This is a genomic window from Bacillus arachidis, from assembly GCF_030285945.1.
GTDB classification, from domain to species: domain Bacteria; phylum Bacillota; class Bacilli; order Bacillales; family Bacillaceae_G; genus Bacillus_A; species Bacillus_A arachidis.
This window is the reverse complement of record NZ_CP127376.1, coordinates 2,315,897-2,336,203: the sequence shown is the minus strand read 5'-3', so window position 1 is coordinate 2,336,203 and position 20,307 is coordinate 2,315,897. Positions and strand designations below refer to the sequence as shown.

15 protein-coding genes and 3 pseudogenes are annotated in these 20,307 nt (G+C 33.9%); 5 read left to right on the top strand and 13 right to left on the bottom strand.

Annotated features, from left to right (window positions below; all coding sequences use genetic code 11):
- Window positions 1-11: 11 nt before the first annotated feature.
- The 3 genes and pseudogenes from QRY57_RS13460 to QRY57_RS13455 all read right to left on the bottom strand — a co-directional run bounded on the left by QRY57_RS13460 (window position 12) and on the right by QRY57_RS13455 (window position 3,897).
- Entirely contained in the window at window positions 12-620 is a 609-nt protein-coding gene (locus QRY57_RS13460) for a TetR/AcrR family transcriptional regulator (RefSeq protein WP_286017711.1), read from the bottom strand.
- A gap of 109 nt (window positions 621-729) precedes the next feature.
- Window positions 730-986, bottom strand: a pseudogene (locus tag QRY57_RS27160) (hypothetical protein).
- 76 nt (window positions 987-1,062) lie between these two features.
- Complete coding sequence (locus tag QRY57_RS13455; protein ID WP_286017710.1) at window positions 1,063-3,897, bottom strand: DEAD/DEAH box helicase; 2,835 nt, start codon at window positions 3,895-3,897, stop codon at window positions 1,063-1,065.
- 315 nt (window positions 3,898-4,212) lie between these two features.
- Between QRY57_RS13455 and QRY57_RS13450 the strand changes: the two genes are divergently transcribed.
- Window positions 4,213-4,674, top strand: a complete 462-nt coding sequence (locus QRY57_RS13450) for a VOC family protein (RefSeq protein WP_286017709.1) — start codon at window positions 4,213-4,215, stop codon at window positions 4,672-4,674.
- A gap of 469 nt (window positions 4,675-5,143) precedes the next feature.
- On the opposite strand, the gene QRY57_RS13445 is transcribed toward QRY57_RS13450, so the two are convergent.
- The 3 genes and pseudogenes from QRY57_RS13445 to QRY57_RS13440 all read right to left on the bottom strand — a co-directional run bounded on the left by QRY57_RS13445 (window position 5,144) and on the right by QRY57_RS13440 (window position 6,553).
- Complete coding sequence (locus QRY57_RS13445; protein WP_286017708.1) at window positions 5,144-5,320, bottom strand: hypothetical protein; 177 nt, start codon at window positions 5,318-5,320, stop codon at window positions 5,144-5,146.
- Between the two features lie 201 nt (window positions 5,321-5,521).
- Window positions 5,522-5,860: pseudogene (locus QRY57_RS27005) on the bottom strand (DUF3967 domain-containing protein); the annotation flags it as partial.
- Window positions 5,861-6,265: 405 nt separating this feature from the next.
- Entirely contained in the window at window positions 6,266-6,553 is a 288-nt protein-coding gene (locus tag QRY57_RS13440; RefSeq protein ID WP_286017707.1) for a DUF5316 family protein, read from the bottom strand.
- A 183-nt stretch (window positions 6,554-6,736) separates the two neighbouring features.
- Between QRY57_RS13440 and QRY57_RS13435 the strand changes: the two genes are divergently transcribed.
- From QRY57_RS13435 to QRY57_RS13425, 3 genes and pseudogenes are all read left to right on the top strand, one after another.
- A complete protein-coding gene (locus QRY57_RS13435) occupies window positions 6,737-7,186 on the top strand; it encodes a GNAT family N-acetyltransferase (RefSeq protein WP_286017706.1) in 450 nt (149 codons plus the stop codon).
- A 122-nt stretch (window positions 7,187-7,308) separates the two neighbouring features.
- Window positions 7,309-7,578 carry a hypothetical protein gene (locus QRY57_RS13430; protein ID WP_286017705.1) on the top strand — a complete coding sequence of 90 codons (270 nt, stop codon included), beginning with the start codon at window positions 7,309-7,311 and terminating at the stop codon, window positions 7,576-7,578.
- A gap of 695 nt (window positions 7,579-8,273) precedes the next feature.
- Window positions 8,274-8,580: pseudogene (locus QRY57_RS13425) on the top strand (hypothetical protein); the annotation flags it as partial.
- Between the two features lie 242 nt (window positions 8,581-8,822).
- Here QRY57_RS13425 and QRY57_RS13420 read toward each other — a convergent pair.
- From QRY57_RS13420 to QRY57_RS13410, 3 genes are all read right to left on the bottom strand, one after another.
- Window positions 8,823-10,301 carry an Lsa family ABC-F type ribosomal protection protein gene (locus QRY57_RS13420; RefSeq protein ID WP_286017704.1) on the bottom strand — a complete coding sequence of 493 codons (1,479 nt, stop codon included), beginning with the start codon at window positions 10,299-10,301 and terminating at the stop codon, window positions 8,823-8,825.
- Between the two features lie 965 nt (window positions 10,302-11,266).
- Complete coding sequence (locus QRY57_RS13415) at window positions 11,267-11,782, bottom strand: DinB family protein (RefSeq protein ID WP_026590858.1); 516 nt, start codon at window positions 11,780-11,782, stop codon at window positions 11,267-11,269.
- Window positions 11,783-12,127: 345 nt separating this feature from the next.
- Window positions 12,128-13,501 (bottom strand): short-chain fatty acid transporter, encoded by a 1,374-nt coding sequence (locus QRY57_RS13410; RefSeq protein WP_286017703.1) that lies wholly within the window; start codon window positions 13,499-13,501, stop codon window positions 12,128-12,130.
- A 391-nt stretch (window positions 13,502-13,892) separates the two neighbouring features.
- Here QRY57_RS13410 and QRY57_RS13405 point away from each other — a divergent pair, with 391 nt between their 5' ends.
- Complete coding sequence (locus tag QRY57_RS13405) at window positions 13,893-14,906, top strand: D-alanyl-D-alanine carboxypeptidase family protein (protein ID WP_286017702.1); 1,014 nt, start codon at window positions 13,893-13,895, stop codon at window positions 14,904-14,906.
- A gap of 58 nt (window positions 14,907-14,964) precedes the next feature.
- Here QRY57_RS13405 and QRY57_RS13400 read toward each other — a convergent pair whose 3' ends face one another.
- From QRY57_RS13400 to QRY57_RS13385, 4 genes are all read right to left on the bottom strand, one after another.
- Window positions 14,965-15,750 carry a glycosyltransferase gene (locus tag QRY57_RS13400; RefSeq protein WP_286017701.1) on the bottom strand — a complete coding sequence of 262 codons (786 nt, stop codon included), beginning with the start codon at window positions 15,748-15,750 and terminating at the stop codon, window positions 14,965-14,967.
- A 636-nt stretch (window positions 15,751-16,386) separates the two neighbouring features.
- A complete protein-coding gene (locus QRY57_RS13395; RefSeq protein WP_286017700.1) occupies window positions 16,387-17,712 on the bottom strand; it encodes an alpha-glucosidase/alpha-galactosidase in 1,326 nt (441 codons plus the stop codon).
- Between the two features lie 162 nt (window positions 17,713-17,874).
- Window positions 17,875-19,638, bottom strand: coding sequence for a glycoside hydrolase family 36 protein (locus QRY57_RS13390; protein WP_286017699.1), 1,764 nt, complete (start codon window positions 19,636-19,638; stop codon window positions 17,875-17,877).
- Window positions 19,639-19,675: 37 nt separating this feature from the next.
- Window positions 19,676-20,278, bottom strand: coding sequence for a YesL family protein (locus QRY57_RS13385; RefSeq protein WP_286017698.1), 603 nt, complete (start codon window positions 20,276-20,278; stop codon window positions 19,676-19,678).
- Window positions 20,279-20,307 lie beyond the last annotated feature (29 nt).

The window sequence follows — 20,307 nt, the reverse complement described above, 5'->3', positions numbered from 1 at the left end:
TAAGTCACTCCTTATTTATTCGAGATAGGTCCAAATAATCTCAGGGCTTGTATCGTTATATCCTTCCACATCATGTTTGCATATTCATCAATAAACGTTAAACGCATTCCGTTTAAGATGGATAAGTACGACCTAGCAATTAATGAAGGTGATTCTTCATAAAAGTAATCTAGCCTTTGGCCTGCTTCAATAACTGGATGAATACAGTCTATAAATACATTTACGAAATCGTCTAGTTCTTTAAAAAGCTTTGGAAAACGATCAGGTCTCGCAAGAACCTGCTGAATTAGACGTAGGTATTCACTTCTCATTGAAAAAAGTTGTACATGGCAATCTATCATTTCCCTCACAACTTCAAAAGGTTCACCTTTAAAGTGTTCTTCTATCTCAGTAAAATATGGTCTAATTTCCTCCAATGGCTCTAAAATCGCTGATTCATAAAGTGATTCTTTTGAATCAAAATACGTAAATACAGTACCAAAGCTAACTCCTGCTTCTTTTGCTATTTCGGCAACTTTTGTCTCTGCAAAACCATTCTCACTAAATAATTTAATTGCGGCGTTTAAGATAGTAGATCTTTTTCTTTTCATTTTTTCATCTTTAGTAAGTCCAGGTGCCATTTAGATACCCCTTTCATAATAAATGATTGATTAATCAATCAAATTATATTGCTATTTATTTCCATTGTCAATATAATGAAAAAACTTATTTTCATATTTTTACAATTAGTTATATTCGAACTCCGTAAACGAATAAATTTATTTCAAAAGTTGTTTTTAGCTTAGGCCTCTTATTGATCTTCATTTTATTTTCCTTCACTTCCGGTATATCACCAACCGCTTGTTTCTTAATTTCTTGCTCTAATACCCTTGTTGTTCTAACAATTCCTTTTCCAATCTATCGTGCTCTTCTTTTCGTTTTGTAGCTATTGGGCCTATAACAAAAAGAGCCAAAAATAATGTGATTGTAACAATGAACGTTGTCACTGAATTAAAAACAAAAAAGGAACTGTAAATTTACCATTACAGCTCCTACATCAAACAATTCATGAGATTATCTATTTCATTTTAATTCAACTAACTCTTTTGTTAAATATCGATAAGCAATGTCAAAATACTCTTGTTTCCCCCAACTTTCTGCATTCCCGATCACTACGAATACCTCTTTTGCTCTACTTGCTGCAACATTGAGTAAATTTGGCGTACTAGAAGCCCATTTTAGTGGACCTTGTTTTTGATCATCTACCCCTAATACAAAAATAACCATTGGTGCCTCTTTCCCTTGAAAGGTGTGCACGGTCCCAATTTCAATATTTCCATACTCTTTCCCAGGTAGTTTTTGTTGTTTGAGTTGCTTTAATTTTTGAACAACACTTACAAAAGGTGAAATAATATAGCAAGATTTATCTGGGTTATCTTGCGAGAATTTTTTTGCAATTTCAATTGCTTTTTCACCTTGCTCGGGAATAAAGTGATTTCCTGTCCCATATGTTTTCCCACCTATATCTAACCATTGGCTAACATATTGAGGCTTACTTTCTTTACTCTTAGTATCCGTTAATCCGTAGAACATTTTACCTTGATACGTTGTTTCATTACATATTGAAAACATTGGATTTTTACATCTTCTATGAACACGCAGAGGTGACCCTAGCCATGTTTTATTCTGATTTGAGTCAATCATCTCGCCTCCATATCTATTATTAAGATCAGCAAACTCTTGAACACTCACTTCATTTCTAGTTAAACGATAAAAGAAATTATATTGCTCATTTATTCCAGCACTGTCATTTGCAATTAGTTTAAGTTGGTCATCACTTAATGTAACGACAGGAGGAATTTGCAATGGATCTCCTACAACAACAACATTCCTTGAACGCCAAATCGCACCTATTGCAGATTGGGGCGTAGCTTGGCCTGCTTCATCAATAAACAACCAACCTATATCCTCCGTCTTTAAATCTTTTAAAAACCTTGCAATGGAAGCAAATGTTGAAGAGATAATTGGAGTGAGTAAAAACACAGTATCAAACATAGCTTGAATGAAATTGTCTCTTTTGGCTTCGTTAATTTGGGAATCAAGATTTCCTTTTTCTTTACCGCCTAAAAAATAGGTTTTTGCTAAAGATAAGTTCTTTTCAATCTTGTCCTGATTTGCAATTAAAAAATCATTATACTCACTCATTAACTTTGCAAAAAGTTTGCTCCGCTCGCAATTCATCTGCTCATCTTTGTTTTCACCGTCGATATTCACAAATTGTTCCTCAGATGTTTGCCATTTCTTTTCATTAACATTATGAAAGACATCATTCTCTTCTGCCGTAGCTATCTTTTTCAGCACATTTTGTTCTAATTGTGTAAATGAATATACGTTTTCATGCTCTAAATCACCAACACGCTGTAAATCTTCTGTAATTGTAGTGAAGTATTCCTTTATATTTGCAGTTTTCCCCATTGCCGCAGAAATTTTCCCCCAACATTTTTTCTCTTTGTCGAATCCTAAAAATTGATAACCGTTCTTCAGTAAATCCTTATCCTTTGGTAAATCTACACTTATATTTTCAACTGCAGAATTATTATTAGATGTTACTAAAATACGATATTCCTTAAGTTTAGGGTGAAAGGAATAATAATAATCTTCTTGCCCCTCCGCAAATTGCACTTTTGAGAATACATCTGTGGCTTCTTTTAGAAACTTTACTTTTTCAAATATAATATTTGCAAATACATCTTTTAACAACGTCGTTTTACCTGTTCCCGGTGGCCCATTAACAGAAAAAATAAAGCCATTCTCTTCTTTTGATTTTGCAATAATAAGATTTAAAGCAACCTGCTGCATAAGTCCTAATGGAAATTCCGAGGGCCATCTCGTAATAGGTATTTTTCGTAATACGTTCTTCATTTCACTTATACTTTCATTCTTAAATAAATCTACTCTTTCCCCTGAGTTTTTTAATACCTCCCAGTTACTTAAAGATAAATAGGTTTCTAAAGCTTTACCAACGGAGCTATCTTTAATTTCATATTTTACTTTTTCTAAATCATTTATATAAAAGCTGTTTACGCCTACATGTTCTTTATATGTTAAACGTACATATTTCTCATATTCTTTTTCACTGCAAAACCGAAATACACCATCTTTATCGAAATGTCTCTTTGAAATATATGATTGTAATGTACTTTGAATATTTTTGGTCAGCTCTTCCCAATTTTTAAATCTGATATGTATGTAATTGATGTCTTTTTCTAAAGAATCTTGTTCTTTTGACCCGATAAATTCAAGCGTTTTGTCTTTTTTTCCATAATTATCACTTTCAATTACAGATGCAATCGTATTAATTAAATCTGATTCTAGCTCCTTCAGACTCTTACCTGTACGTAGAAAGTACTTCACAATCGGACTAACCACCACACTAGATTCGAGCGGGGTATCAGGGATTAGCTTAAGCATCTGATTTAGTTGAATATGAATCAAAAAACTATTCGGGTCCTTTTGGAAATCAGTAAAACTTGTTTTTTGCTTTGATTCATTCGAGAAATGCCTTAATACTTCATTTTTTGCTACTGGTAAATAAAATAATGATGCATTATTATCTGCAAGATATTTTCCTTTTGCGCTATTTCCTTTTTTTTGAAGGAATATTTGCATATCCTGATGTGGAGTTCCATTAGGATTGATAAAATCCGGTATATGAATATTAGGTTCTTTGTGAAAAAAACTTTTAAATGAATGCAAAGTTATAGACTCTTTATCGCAATTCATGAAATTGAAATGCTCTAATTCAATAAAATAGTTAAGTGTTTTTGTTGCCGTCTCTTTATAATTCGTATTCTCTTTATCTGTATCTTTCCTTTTGTTTTGAAAAAAGAACGGTAATATTTTCTTTAACCCTTTCATTATTGGCCCCCTAGCAGCTGGATTTACCTAAATTATACCAAATTATAATTAAATTATTTAATACAATTCTTTTTCTTTCAATTATTTTGTAACAAGAAGCATAAGATGGCCGTTTTGCCCAACTTATGCTTCCAAATATATATCTAGGGTTCCCTATTGAACTCAGCGCGGATAATGAAGAGAACTTTTTTGTTCAGCATTAAGGCTACAAAATTGAAAAAACATTTTAAGAAAATACGATATCACTTCTATTTCTAGTTTATTAAAATAGGCTTTATAGTAAGAATTTCTAAAAATATAAAGGAGGGATATGCTTTGTTTCCAGGTACTTTATATGAAACACATGTTAAAACAAAAAATTTAGAAGTAGCAAAAGAATTTTATACTAAACTTGGATTATTTCATGCTCGCACTATTGAAGAACGTCGTGTAGCATTCTTTTGGTTTGATAAAGAAAATAAGAAGGAACAAATGCTGGGCGTTTGGGAGGTATCAGAAGAAGCATTCCATACAAGTCACTTTGCATTCAAGGTTAACTATGAAGAAATCATTCATGCAAGAGAATGGCTTCTTAATAAAGGAATAAATCCAATGGCCGCTTTTGGTCTTGAACCTTCCGAGCCTATGGTTCATACCTGGACACCTACTGCAAATCTTTATTTTTATGATCCTGATGGCAATTCTTTAGAATTTCTGTGTTTACTTCCCGAAAAGAAAAAAGTAAAACAAGAAGTCATGTATTTAAGTGAGTGGGAAAGTTTGGTGAGTGAAGAATAAATTTGATTTTTGACTCAAATCCCGCAAAATAATTTTAAAAGGAACCATAACCTTGCCCAAGTGGCGAAGTTATGGTTTAAATCACAAAGATTCTAGTGAAAAAGCTAATCATTTCGAATATCCTACACTGATAATAAGTACTTTTTATTTATTGTAAATTTCACGGCCAACTTATATTTCAAGCCTGATGGGGATTCTACGTAAATCTAACATAAGCTCTTTTCGAACATGTTCTGCTAAAGCAAGATTTGATATGGATAAAATAAAAATACCAGGTATTGTATTTATATTTTCAAAATGTAATAGGCCATGTATTACGGTAACAAACAGCAAACTGATGATAGAGAATTAGAATTCTTTGACTGAAGAAACCTTCTACATTCAATTGAGCGATAAAATGAAGGTGATTCCCTTTATATGATACTTGTCAATCAATGCTTCAATAAAATACAATCTATCCTAATAAATTTTAAATAATAAATGAAATTTGATCTGGTAAATCAATATTTTTAAAATTCTCCATTCCACCACATTCTTCAACTTGCTTATATACCTTAAATGCGCACTTGTAAAATAACTGAAAATGTTCCTTAGGTATATCATCAAGTAAAACATAGCCTTCTTCAAAAGTTATTTTATCTTTCAAAATCTTAAAACGCCATCTTTCATACCTTTCTGGGTATTGCTCACAAATATCAATAGTAGGACCAAAACTATAAATCGCATATTCGCTATTATCTAATTCTTTTATTATTGTAATCGCTGGGTATCCTCCTATTTCAATTCACTCCTTAATTAATCAAAATTCAATTTGTATGAATTACTGGTCGTGCTCAGTTAGTCGTTAGGTTAATTCCTGAAGCAACTCATTTTGTTTTTCAATGACTTCTTTTTGATTTTGAATCATCGTTTATAGCGTTGAAATCCGGTTCTTTATAGCGCTCAACTTCATGTCGATTCAAAATAGCAACACCTTGATGCCATGATACAATTTACTTTTTGGTATTTTCTAGTGTCATATCTGTGTCGTTCTTTAGGTTTATAACCTTACGGAATGCCATTTCTATACTTCCTATGCCCACGCTCGTTTCTTATGAAGCTGTAATCCTCTTTTTCTAACACATAATGTAGGTGATTGGATACCTAATTGCTCCACCATGTCACTAGGACTATAAAACGACTTCATAGCGTTTCGCTTCAAAAATATATTCGCTATAGCAATGATATACCCTATTTCCTAATAATTCACGTATCACTTGTTTTCATTTTTAACTTCCATAATCTTCACATAAGTAATCTATTTAGTTCGAATTACAGCCCCGAGCTTAGGGACACCTATCAATTTTCAAAGTGGATACTTATTACTTTTCGATAACAAAATCAAAATCTTTTTTCATTTATACGAATTTTTGTACTAATACAGGATATTCATAACCCTAAAAATCCCATCATCTTCACAATGTATAAAATCATGTATATAGGTCGGACAAGTGTAGAAACAAAAAAACAAGTAAACACAAGGATTCCAACTTTTCCTTGCTACCGATAAATTATAAGACGTTATGTTAACCTCACATGTATACGATATACATTAAATAACGATGTAAACTAATGCTGCTATAAGATTTGGTATAGCCATTATTAAAAAACCTTTTGATTGGTCGATACGGCCAATTTTACGCGTTTCCTTTTTTGAAGATAGAGTTCCTTTATTACCTAAAATTAAGCTATCAATGAAGTAAGCGAAAGCTAACCCAATGCTAATTAACCCTAAAGTTCCACATACATAATAAATGTGACTCCACTCCCCACTAAAATAAGCTTCTACAGATACGATAAGTAATAGAAGTATTCCTGAAATGAGTCCTCTCTTTATCATTATGATCCCTCCTTCAAAAAGATTTAATATCCATATTATACCATATAGGTGTATGTATATTTTTTAAATAAATTCCGATATTGAGACGTTATATCAACTACAAGTGTATGGAGTGCACAAAAAGGGATTACTCTTTTCTAACAAGAATACAGTGTATAGACTTAATTATCGAGGAGGAAAAATATGAAAGATTTTGAAGTTAGAGAGATACAAGATCTCTTTTATAATGATCTCACTCATTTAGTACAAGAAAGTAAGCAAGATGGCTTTCGTTTTCTTGAAAGGCTAGTTAATGATTATAAAATTGGTATCAACACTTTTGATAAGCCCGGAGAATCCTTATACGGTGTATTTAACAAGAAAAATGTGTTAGTTGGTATTGGAGGACTTAATATAGACTCATCCTTAAAAGGACAAGAGGTTGGACGATTGAGGAGATTCTATATTGCTAAGGATAATCGAAGAAATGGACTGGGAAAACTCCTTTTAAATACCATCATTTGTGTTGCAAGAAGGCATTATAAAATCTTGGTACTTTATACAGACACAGAGCAGGCTGATAAGTTCTACATCTCCACAGGATTCCTAAAAGATGATACCTACCCCCACGCTACGCATTATCTAAATTTGTAAAATATGCAAATTCGGACATCTCATGGTAGGTTTGATCTAAAACTTTATCGTTTCCTATTCTTTCACGCCCTGAATAAATAGTATATTCTTAATCATATATTTTTTAAAAGGAGGGGTTAATTTTGAGAAAAAGGTATCTATTTTTAATAATAGTAATCATTTTAATTTTTTTTGGTGGGTATAAATACAGAGAGCATAAAAATGAACAAAAGGAGCAAGTTATTAAAGATAAAGCTGAAAAAGTAGCCATCCAATGTTTTAAAGAACAAGAAAATCTTGATATCACAGTAACAAAGTTTAAATTTACTCCTTCTGATCTAGGTTCAATATTTGTATCAGGACATGTTACTAATGAACCAGCTCGCAGAATTTTGGCTGTTGTAAATTATTAGGACAATTACAAAGTAGAAAGTACAGGGCTTGACGAAAAAAAGAAATAATAACCATAGAGCATTCACTTGAAAAGAAAATAAACCTTAACTATGCTTATTATTTCAAACTCTATTTATTAGATACTATAAATAGAGAAGAAACCTTCAAATAGACCTTTAAATATTTTAAAACTAAAACTCATTATGAACTTGTTCCATATATTAAGTACAAAGCAAAAAGAATCATAATAACGGGTATATACCAAAACAATTACCATATTAGATTTGTTTCTACTAATTGGGACTTTACAAAATCATAAAAAGCCAAAAAGAGAGTACTTGTATACAGATATATTATGTACTCTCTTTTTCCCTGTATGCTACATAACTATTTTTGCCTCAAAGCCAACGTTGCTAACTGTATCTACTACTTTTTTAATATTATTCTTCCATTAATATCCACCGTAAATCACTGGTATAACTACTCTCATCCCACTTTTACTTTGGGGCAGAACACTGCAATTTTATACCAAACTCAAATATTTTTAATCTATTTATTTTAACAATGATATTATTGGGCGTAGAATACAGAGAGGGTTTACAACAGCTCATGATATGAAAAATGCCGAAATTATCTAAAAAAAGACGGCAATGGAAATTTCATTTTAACAGGTTATTCAGTTGACTAATAGGAGGAAAGAAATATATGCTATTAAAAAAATCCAGAAGATCCGGTTTATCAGTTCTTAGCAGCAACATTTTATCAAGATACATTTTACGAAGAAGCACTCCAAGAGTTACTTGAAGAAGAAAGTACGGAATATTTACAAGACGCTATTATTTTTCTAACTGAATTTATTCAAAGCGATTATAGTAATACAGAAAAAAAATGAATACATACGGTCTTCTGCAGATGGAATATATTTTGGCGGGTTAGAAATAACACCATTAGAATGGCTTGAACAAACAGTTAAAACGATAAAACAAGCATTAAAAAAATTAGTAAAAATTGACCGCCCGTAATAGGCGGTCTTTTTTTCATATTACTTCACATACGCATCACTAGCCGTAATGTAATACGTATTCCCTTTCGAGTTGTGCACTTTATACTGTGGTGAGCTGTTTACGTCAACCTTAGCGTCGATAGTAAATCCGAGTGTTGGTTTGAAATAAAGTTCAATTAAAAGCAAGCTCGCTGCCTCTAAGAATTTGATATATGGTCAGCTGTTATTTTAAATAAAGTTTGATCAAAAATTCACTTTGAACTACATAGATATAGTTTTTGTTGCAACTGTTTGTTGGAATGCCTTATCATGCTCAACAATAACCATTGTGGGATTAAATTGTTGAATAAGCTCTTCAATTTGCATACGCGAATAAATATCAATAAAATTTAATGGTTCATCCCATATATATAAATGAGCTTTTTCACATAAACTTTTAGCGATAAGCAGCTTTTTCTTTTGTCCACCAGAATAATGAGATATATCTTTCTCAAATTGAATTCGGTCAAAATCCATCTTACGTAGGATGGATTTAAATAACGACTCATCAATCTCGTGCTCTTCAATAAAGTCCGATAACGATCCCTTCAAATGAGAAGTATCTTGTTGGACATAGGAAATGATGAGCCCTGACCCTAAATTAACTGAGCCTGTATGCTGCGTTGGCTGTCTTAGAATTAGTTTTAGGATACTACTTTTCCCGCTTCCATTCTTTCCATCAAGTACAATTCGGTCACCTTGTTCAACTATGAAGCTAATTGGCTCATTCACTATTTGGTCATCATATTTAACAGACACATCCGCCAAAACAACCAATTCATTTGACTGAAATTTCAATTGTTCTAATTTTAACGACTCAGTTTTCTCCACATTTTTTAGTAATTTTGACTTTTCTTCAATAGCTTTTTGTTGCCTTGATTCAAGGTTCTTCGCTCTCTTCATCATCTTTGCAGCTTTATGTCCTACAAAGCCTTTATCTAACTTAGATCCTGAATTCCTTGTTCCATTTTTGGAAGCTTCCACTTGATGAGACCAACCTGCTGAACGCTTTGAAGATTGTTTTAATCTCCCTATGTCTTTTTGTAAACGCTCATTTGTAGCCTCTTCGTGCTCTTGCTGTCTATCAAAATTTAACTTCCAAGAAGAATAGTTACCACTTTGAACTTCAATATTTGCTCTATTTATAGATAAAATATGGTCAACACATCCATCTAAAAAGATTCTGTCATGTGAAATCAAAATAAATCCTTTTTTCTTCCTTAGATAATCAGAGACTATCTTTCGTGCATCAGTATCTAGATGATTTGTTGGCTCATCAATTAATAGAAATTGACCCTCATTCAAAAACAGTGCAGCAAGCAACACCTTTGTTTGTTCTCCATTTGATAATGTTTTAAATGGTCGGTACATGACCTCGGCATCAACATTTAAATAGGATATTTCACGAAGAAATTCCCAATCTTCTGCTTGGGGACAAATTTCTTCAAGGATTTCATGAGTAAACTTGTTCTTATCCGAAACTGGGTAAGGGAAATAATTAAATTCTACCGAAGCAGTGATTTTTCCACTATACTCATAATTCCCTAATAATAAATTAAAGAACGTCGTTTTACCTCGTCCATTCCTACCAATAAATCCTAGTTTCCAATCCGTATCTATTTGAAAATTTACACCTTCAAAAATGTTATCAAAGCTACCTGGGTATGAAAAAGTTAAGTCTTGGACTTTTATCATTGACATAATAATTCCTCCTTTATATATCGAAACGTTTCATATAAAGTCGGAACATCCATCAATTTTTTAATTCCTCCATATAAGTTTGATGGATATTAACGACTTATATAGAGCATTACATGTGTAACAATAGTCTCTGAATTACTCACTTTTCTCTCTCCTTTATTTGTTAGGTTAAAGTTACAGACTAATGATTATCAACTTACCTATAAGAGAATAAAAAAATCCCCCAAATTTGTGATTGGAAGGATTAGTCTTTCACTTATACTTAATAAGTCCTTATTAATCATTGGAATCATGACAAATAAAGTATGAACTGATTTGTGAAAAATGGATAGACTAACCCTATATTTTGTAGTTTGAAGTTATTAATTTCAAATTAAAATATCGATTAGTTAATCATTATTCATCCATCAGTCCTCTCATTATTCTATTTTTAGAATAACATTCTTTTTTATGGAACGCAATTTCAGAATCATCTTCACATTATCCAATCTCATTTAAATCACCGGATCTCTTCTGCCGATTTTTTAGCATCTTTCGCAAATTCTATTAAACTGACTGTATTATTTGGTCGCATTTACCAGGTGAATTTCCTGAATATTTATATTACCATTGAATTGTCGAGTCTAAATTTTTTCGGCAGCTACTTGAAGTCCCGCTTCGTCACGGGACTTCTTTCCTTTTTTCATAACTTTCTTCTTTTATGGGATCATTTGCATCGTTTCTTCTCTGTATAATCATATTATTATGGGCATTTCAGCAAACATCCCCTAATACATTCCAGAGCTTTTGCTATTAAACAAAAAAGTCGCCTACAAGGACCGTTCTACTTATCTAGCTTCTCCACTACCATCTCGTCTAATACGCTTTAAATATATTCAATTAAACCATTCGTTTATACATAAGTTTGATTATTTCTTGATGCTTGTGCCATTAAAGCGCCCGATTGTGAAATTGGCAAAGGCAGTCTAATTATCGAATAGCCCTCTTCCCCTCAAATTTGCGGAAACTGGCTCCATTCCTATTTCACGTGCCCATATAGATAACTGGCCGATATGGTGGATTTCGTGGACAATGATGTGACGTATGATCTCTCCATGTGTACATTCAATGACTCGGCGCCTGATTGGTGCGTCTCTCGAGCTAATCGGTTCTTTATTGAAATCAGTTTCTGAAAGTTTCCGAGAATCCATTTCATTTGTCCAAGATGTCACAAACAGCTTGACTTTCTCGTGGTATTGAGCTGAAAGATTTTTCACTTTTTGTAAGCTAGCATAATCTTCAAACAATGGCTCCTCAGGCACTGGTTCACCTCGCAAACCTAAGATCCACATATATTCCACATCTACAATGTGAAATAGAGTATGTAGGATACTGCCGAACCCACCGACCCGTTTCTTTAATAGTTCTTCATCCGGTATGTCTTCGCACAATGTAAACCAATCATCACGAACTTGCCAGTTATATTGAAACAGTTTCAGCATCACAACAACCTCCGTCTTTTAAATTAACATTTAATATTCACCAAAAGACTTCAAAATCCTTATTTAAATAATAACTCTAAAAAACCTGTTAAAACCCTCTACAAACTAGCCCTTTAATTGAGCATTCTAAATGAATTTAAAGGGGCAAAAGAAAAACCCTATTATACAGGGTTTTATCAAACTTTGTTTTAAATTATCAATCTATGACATTCGAAACTCTCAAAGGTAGTCATCAAAATTGCCTTTTTATTATCAACAGAACCATGCCAACGACTACTAATCCATCGAGGAATACTTTTTCCCTTAAAGTGAAGTAGTTCTTCAGCTTGGATATCCCTATGAAAGCTAATATACAAATAACATCAATACACTTGTAACTATCCCGACCCAAATGCAGAGAATGAAACAATAGCCCATGATATCTTTAATTTTCAATCCTAGCACTCCTAATAGAGGTAGTGCCCAGAACGGCTGAATCAGATTTGTCCATGCGTCTCCCCACCCTACCGCCATAGCGATAGTAGCTGGATCCACACCTAGCTTCAATCCTGCCGGGACCTGCAGTGGTCCTTGCAAAGCCCATTGCCCTCCGCCAGATGGCGCCAATAAGTTCACCAATCCCGCTGACCAATATGTAAATATATCAAATGTATCCTTTGTCGCAATGGACGCCATCCATTCGATGATAGAGCTTCCCAATCCTGAACTTCCTAAAACAGCAATAATTCCTGCATAAAACGGAAACTGTAGTATAATTGGCGAAATGGATTGCGCGGATTCTTTAAATCCTTGTGCAAAGTTGCCAAGGGAACCATGTAGTAATAAACCGAGTGACAAGAAAAATAAATTAATGATATTTAAATCTAAGCTGCGACCGTTTATAAATTCATACACACAATACAACGTGCCGATTGCACCTAATACGATTCCGAGAATTGGTGTCCATTCTAATTTTTCCGCAGCAGTTAAATCTTTTTGAGGGGGTTTTACAAAAGAATTTGTATCTGTTTCGTTTGCTTGATACCTGATAATCCCGCTTTTTGGAGCCATAAGTACAATAATAATCGGCATTGTGATGAATAGAGCGAAAAAAATAATTAGAGTAGAGTAACTAAAGATTGTTTGTGAGGTAGGAATAATTCCAATCATATCTGCAAGAAAATGATCCTTTGTGGCAATTGTCAAGCCAATAGAGCTGGAAAGGCCTGCACTGTATAAGGCTGTCGGAGCATAAGCAGCTGCTACAAGCAATGGAAAATGTGCATTCGGATTCTTTTTCGCCACTTCCTTCGCAATGATTGCTCCCACAACTACCGCTAATCCCCAATTGATGTAGTACGCAATTGCACTAATTAAAAATGTCATCGTATAAGCCTTCTGAGGTGTGTCGGCTAACTTTGCAACTGACTGCAAACCTCTATTAACAAACGGGACGGACGCTAACGTCATCCCTGTAACCATTAGTAATACCATTTGCATTGTAAAAGTCAAATAAGTCCAAAACCCATCTCCCCAAGATTTTACGATTGTGTACGGCTTAGAGGGATTCATCAAAAATGCCACAATAAAAGTAAACAAAGTGAGCAGCACAGCAATAACAAAGGCGTCCGGTACATACTTCTGAGACCATCTCGAAAACATATTTGCGCACTTTGTAAGCAAGGATTCTTTCTTTCCTAGATCTGCATCTGTGTTTTTCTCTAATAGGGAATGCTTCATAAATATTCTCCTTTCCAAATTTTAATAAGGTAAATATGAATAACATTCCACAAAAGAAAATAAATTCCTTTTACACATGCAGATTCTTCTCCCATTTAACTTAAGGAAATTTTTCATCTCTAGCTAGTATTTCTACCGCATAATTCACTTCTATATTTATACTAGAATAATTTATTCCTTATACATTCTTAATGCATTCCTGTCCTCTAATGTTAAATCTTCTTTATGTTTAAATGTAAGTCAAATTATATTTTTAGCCCATCATCATCACTATAATTATCCAACCTTAATATTTTCCTTATAATTCTTTAGAAATTCTTTAACTTTTCTTTCCTCCTAGTTAAATATTAATTTTTACACTAGTAATATCGAGATACAAGGAGGATAGCCTATGCAATATTTTAAGAAACTGATGCTGCTTATCTTATCTTTTCTTATTACTGCAATTGTTGTTTTTTATTTTTATTTCTATGTAAATGGACCTTCAATTAAAGCTAAATCAGCTATTTTAATAGATACAACATCAGAAGAAATTATATATAAAAAAAATGAAGATATCCCTCTTCCCTCAGTAAGTTTATCAAAAATGATGACAGAGTATATTGTGTTAGAACAAATACATAAAGGGAATATCAATTGGGATGATCGTGTAAAAATAAATGATTCTTCCATTCAAACAGAGAGAAAGGATATTGATATAAATACTGCCGATCAAGTAACGGTTCGTGATCTGTTTCATGCAATGGTTCTTACATCTAATAATAGTGCGGCTGTATCTTTAGCAGAACATATTTCAAAAAGTGAGCAAGACTTTACGAATTTAATGAATGAAAAAGCGACACAACTTGGACTTTCTAATAAAACATATTTTGCAAATGCAAGCGGTATTATAGTGAATCAACAAGAAGAATCTAAAATAACAGCTTTAGATGCCTCCAAATTAGCCCAGCATTTACTAACAGATTATCCTATAATATTGGAAATTTCCAAATTAACCTCTTATCAATTCACCTTCAAAGATATACATGTTTTCAATACAAATAAAATGTTGTATTCACTTGATAGCAATGTGAAATTTAAAGGCGTCGATGGTTTACAAACTAGCTTTTCAAATTCTGCTGGATATAGTTTTGCTGGTACAGTGCAACAAGGAAACAAAAGATATATTTCCATTGTAATGGGGGTCAACGGAGAAAATAGCGTGTTTATCGAAACAAAAAAACTATTTACTTATGGTTCCGAGCCTACTCGCATTCCATCTCTTCAATCTGTTAAGGATTATGCGCGTTCATGGATCTCGTTATTTCAGTTTAAAAATCTATTTGTACAAACAATAATAATTTTTGTTATTATCATCATTTCGCTATTCCTACATATACGAAAAAAAGATTCAGAGGATTTTTAATTTCAAACCCTCTTTTACATAAAAACCGACTTGCGTTTTCAAGACAAGTCGGTTTATCTTAGTTTTCTTTTTCTTTTTCTTTTTCTTTTTCTTTTTCATAATATAACTCATTTGCATACTTTCTATTTGTCCCCTTTAAATATGCAAAAATAATTTGAGGTCTCTTTATTAATGCCCAATCACCATGTTCATCAAATTTTCTACATGAAGTTGTCATATATGCTTTCTTTATCGTGTTGAATTTTTTTCCACTCGTCTTACCATGTTTTTTTAAACGCATCGCAAATTCTGCATCTTCAGCCATTAACAAACCCTCGTTAAAACCACCAATTGCATTAAAATCTCTCCTATAACACCAAAACATCCCAACTGATATGAGTCCATATTTAAAAATGAGAGGAAGAATTAATAATACTCCCGATACTATGATTCCTAGTGAAATACGTTCAAACTTTGCTTTAACACCCCCACCTATATATTTTCCAGTCATTAATTGCTTTTCTATTTCACTCAACATATTCTCGCTCATCCAGCTATCTGCATCAATTGTAACAATGATTTCTCCCCTAGCTACTTTTGCACCAGCATTTCTTATTTTAGAAAGGTTTTTGTTTTCATCTTGTACAGTTATGCAATGATATGACTGGGCAATTTCTTCTGTTCGATCACTACAGCGATTTAGTACAACAATAACTTCAACCTTATTTTTATAATTTTTTGATGCAGCCACAATAGAATCCAGACATCTACCAATATACCTTTCTTCATTGTGTGCAGGAATTATGATAGAAAATTTAATGTCTTGTTCACTATCTCCTCCTACAAAACAACTACCTCTATCCATGTCGCATCTCCCCAATACAATTCCTATATTTTGGCAATTACTTACTATATATACAAATACATTGACTATAGAACAAATTTCTGTATTCACATTGAATTATAAATAAATCCTGCCTACTTTTTCATACAAAAAAACACCGGAATTTAGGATTTATGCCTAACGACTCGATGTTCTTTTCTTTCTAACAATGATCATTACATAGAATAATTCAATACAAAATTGATATTCCTATTCTAAAGAATTCAATTTCTATATTACCCTTTAAGATAAATAGCTTATTATCATGTTGCCTTAGCTTATATAATATCTCTTATTTACTATTTTTTCAAAAAATACGTTAACGGGGCCTTTACACTTTCGCCGACAAATGAATCCACAGCAAAATGAATAACTACTTCTACTAATCTAAGTCTTTTCCTGTTACTTCTGCCTTCACAGCTCGGGGCTATCACCCTAGAGATTACACCCAAAACAGGCACAAAAAAAGGAGCAAATCCCTATTACATAAAGATTAATTAGTGGTTTGCTCTCTTTTTCCAAGCATATACGCCCTTGGGTTCTAGTGAACATTTTTTCACCAGAACAGAATAAACCAGTCTGGAACCCAGTCTATTCTGTCGCATTCATTCACGTTATTTAGATTGTCTTCAAAATTTCTGCCCCTTTAAATTGAGGCAGCCAGTCACCATGTGCTTCAATGAGATCATCGCATAATGAGACGATATCATCGATAGACAGTTCTGCCGCAGTATGTGGATCAAGCATTGCGGCCTGATAAATGTGTTCTCTCTTACCTGTTATAGCTGCTTCAATAGTAAGAAGCTGGGTATTGATGTTGGTACGGTTCAGCGCCGCCAGCTGTTCAGGAAGTTCTCCTACATAACAAGGTGTAATTCCGCTCCGATCGACCAGGCACGGAACTTCAACCACGGCTTTTTCCGGAAGGTTACTGATTAAGCAGCCTGTATTCAAGACATTTCCGTGGAGTTTAAATGGTTTATCAGTTTCCATTGCATCAATGATATAAGAAGCGTATTCAAGTGTACGTTTATGTGTCAGGTTTTTATTGTTAACAAGGTCTTCACGCATTTTCACCCAGTCCTCAATTTGATTAACACAACGACGCGGATATTCATCAAGCGGAATGTTCAACTTATCGATGAGTTCCGGATAGTTCCTTTTAATGAAGTATGGATGATATTCGGCGTTATGCTCGGACGATTCCGTTACGTAATAGCCGAAACGGTTCATCAGTTCTAAACGAACCATATCATCATGTTTTTCTTTTTGCTTTTCAGCCGCACGTTTCTTGATTTCTGGGTATAAGTCTTTCCCATCTCTTGTCACTTCTAAAAGCCAGGCCATATGATTGATTCCGGCAATTTTCCACTGGACATTTTCTGTATCCATTCCGAGCGAACGAAATAAGTACGGAACACAGACCTGAACGCTGTGGCACAATCCGACCGTTTTTACGCCACCGTAACGAATCATTGCCGCCGTTAACGTCGCCATCGGATTTGTATAGTTTAAAAACCAAGCATCCGGACAAACTTCACGGATATCTTTGGCAAAATCAAGCATCACCGGAATGGTTCGTAATGCGCGAAAAATGCCACCAATACCGATTGTATCTCCAATTGTCTGGCGAAGCCCATACTTTTTTGGAATTTCGAAGTCGGTCACCGTACAAGGCTCATATCCGCCGACCTGTATAGCATTAATGACGTATTTTGCTCCTCTTAACGCCTCTTTCCGGTCCGTATAAGTCTTGATGTACACGTTGCTACCGGAGCTTTCCTTTAGATTTTGCAGAATGTTCTCAGAATCCTTTAAGCGTTGATGGTCAATATCAAACAGGGCAAACTCGAATCCTTGGATACTAGGTATTAACATGCAGTCACCAAGTACATTTTTGGCAAAAATCGTACTTCCAGCACCTAGAAATGTAATTTTTGACATTTTGATCCTCCTCATGAACCATTTTTATTTATTATTTATTGCAACTAGGATCGGCTTTTTAGAATAAAAATCCGTGAAAAAAATCGTTCCATTGCAGTGTTCCTAAAAACAGTTTGTTCTAGTTGAATACCAGCATTCATTAACATGAAGCCATAATCCGATTTAGGCTTTTCTAAAAATTAGAACTCCAGATTTCTCTGTCTCCATCCTATGTAACCCTTTGGATAGATCGGTTTTATGTTTTCGGATTAATTTGCCAGTACAGCTGTATGTCTCAATTGTTATATTGACAAGATCTTTTTCTAAATCTAGGATGAACTCCTTGTTTAAAGTGCCATTTACAATAATAAATTCCTCGGGAATATTGGTACCAGTCTTAATACAAACATCTGCGTAAATGGCGATTAGTCTGGTTGAGTCATTCATAGTTTCTACTATCGGGTAAAGTAATTCCGGTGCAGTAGGCTTTAAATCACCATTCAATAATACGTCTTGGTATTTTTTCGAAAACCCTAGCCAAAACTTTGCCATTTCAAAATGATCTTTATTTAATTTTTCAAAACGCATGGAAAATTGCGGTACACCAAAAATAACATTGATTAATTGCAGTGCCGCATTTTCAGTCGTATCTTCTGGACTCCACATAATCATATCGGAATGAACAGCAGTGTTTCCTGATAGCAAGCGTAGATCCATAATACCAACACGGTTTGTAATTGCATCATTCGGGCAATCTCCTACCCTAAAAATATTTCCATATTTCCTCATATAAGGTCCGATATATCTTTGTCTGAATTCAACCATAATGGATGGTTTAATTAATTTTAAACTTTCCATAATATCAGTAAATAGACGATCCACCGCTTCCTGTACGGATTCATAATCCCGTTCTGGATCAAATTGAATTGCTTGGCCCTTCGCTCGATTTAAATCAAATAAATCAATAAAATCAAATTTAAATCCGTCTAGATCCCACTCTTTCAGAGCCTTTTCGTAAGTAGATATCAAATATTCCCTAACTTCTGGGTAACGTGGATCCAAAACTCCTGCCTGGAGATTATCATTGAAATATAAAATTTTACTTCGGAAGCGCTCCCACGTCTTTGAATAGATTCCCACAAATGGTACACTATACCACAATAAATATTTCATCCCCAAATCATGTACTCTCTCAACATGTTCCCTCATGCCCACGATTCTTTTAGGAGACACTTCCCAATCTCCACAATAAGCATAACCACGATGATCATCTTCTGTCTGCCAGCCATCGTCAACGATAACAGCCCCACAACCTAACTGTTTCGCAATCTCACATTGTTTCTCGATTTCATCATCAGATATGTCCTGATGAAAGCTATACCATGTCGAATACATAGGAAGCTTCGCAGTTTCTGGAACAAAGGATGGCCCATATCCATCCATTTCCTCATACCACACGGAAATATCTTGGATTGCTTGATAATAAGGAATATCCCTCATATCGACTCGAATCACTCCATCATAGGATGATCGAACTTTGGATGGCTCTGTAAATAATGTGATTTGCGCTTTCATCGTTCCAGTTTCTTCGTGGACGCCCAAATTAAAATTAACAGTATCCATCGCATTGGAATATGCTACAGCCAGCCTGTTCTGTCCTTCTTGATTATAGAAACAGCCAACCGGGGCTAATACTGTTGCTTTAGAAGAAAAACCTCCATCCCAATCCACACCGAAACTTTTACTACGGGAGGATCCTGGATGCCAATATGATTGAATATCAACAATTGGGTGATGCCAAACTAAATTAACTTTTGGGAATTGAATGGGTTGTTCTGATCCTATATGGATATGAACAAATAAAACTCCATTTTCTTCTCTTTGGTCAATTTTGACTTTGACACTATCTTCATGAATGGCCTCAATGTTTGCCTTTTGTGTGATCATAGCCTCTCCTCCTCTTTTTCTTTTTTAGAATATTGAATTATAGAGCTACACCTTTTAAGCGAGCAAAAATATTTTTTGTAAACAATACGATGACTAGTGCAATACCACTACCACCAAACATGAAAATTAGACCTGGATATATTAAAAAAAGAAGTGACATCAGAATGAGAGTGATGATGATCATGATCGTTTTTATCGGATTTGCTATGCCTATTAATGTGGCATATTTAAAATAATGAAATGTTTTTACTTCAAAATGATTAAATGTCTGAATAATATAGAGTAAATTCACTACATAAAATAAAAGCATTGACAAACTCATAAGGGAAAGAACCCTACTTACCAAGGTGTCATACATTTGAAAAAAATAAAGATCCGTCATAAGTATCGAGCCTATTAAAACGATGACAAAACCCATTTTGTTCGATTTTTTAAAATTAGATTGATAGGAATTCCAAAAAGTTGCTACCATTTTTGTATCCTTTTTGTTGATCAAATCCATTATTAATTGGAACATAGCAACAGTCGATGGGAATAATCCAAACACCCCAAAACCAATCAATGTAAATCCAATCCATAATAAATTAAGAAATAACAATTTCATGATCCATTCTAATAAATGATAAATCCTTGCGATCACGGCCCACTTCCTCCTTTCTGTCTTCCTTG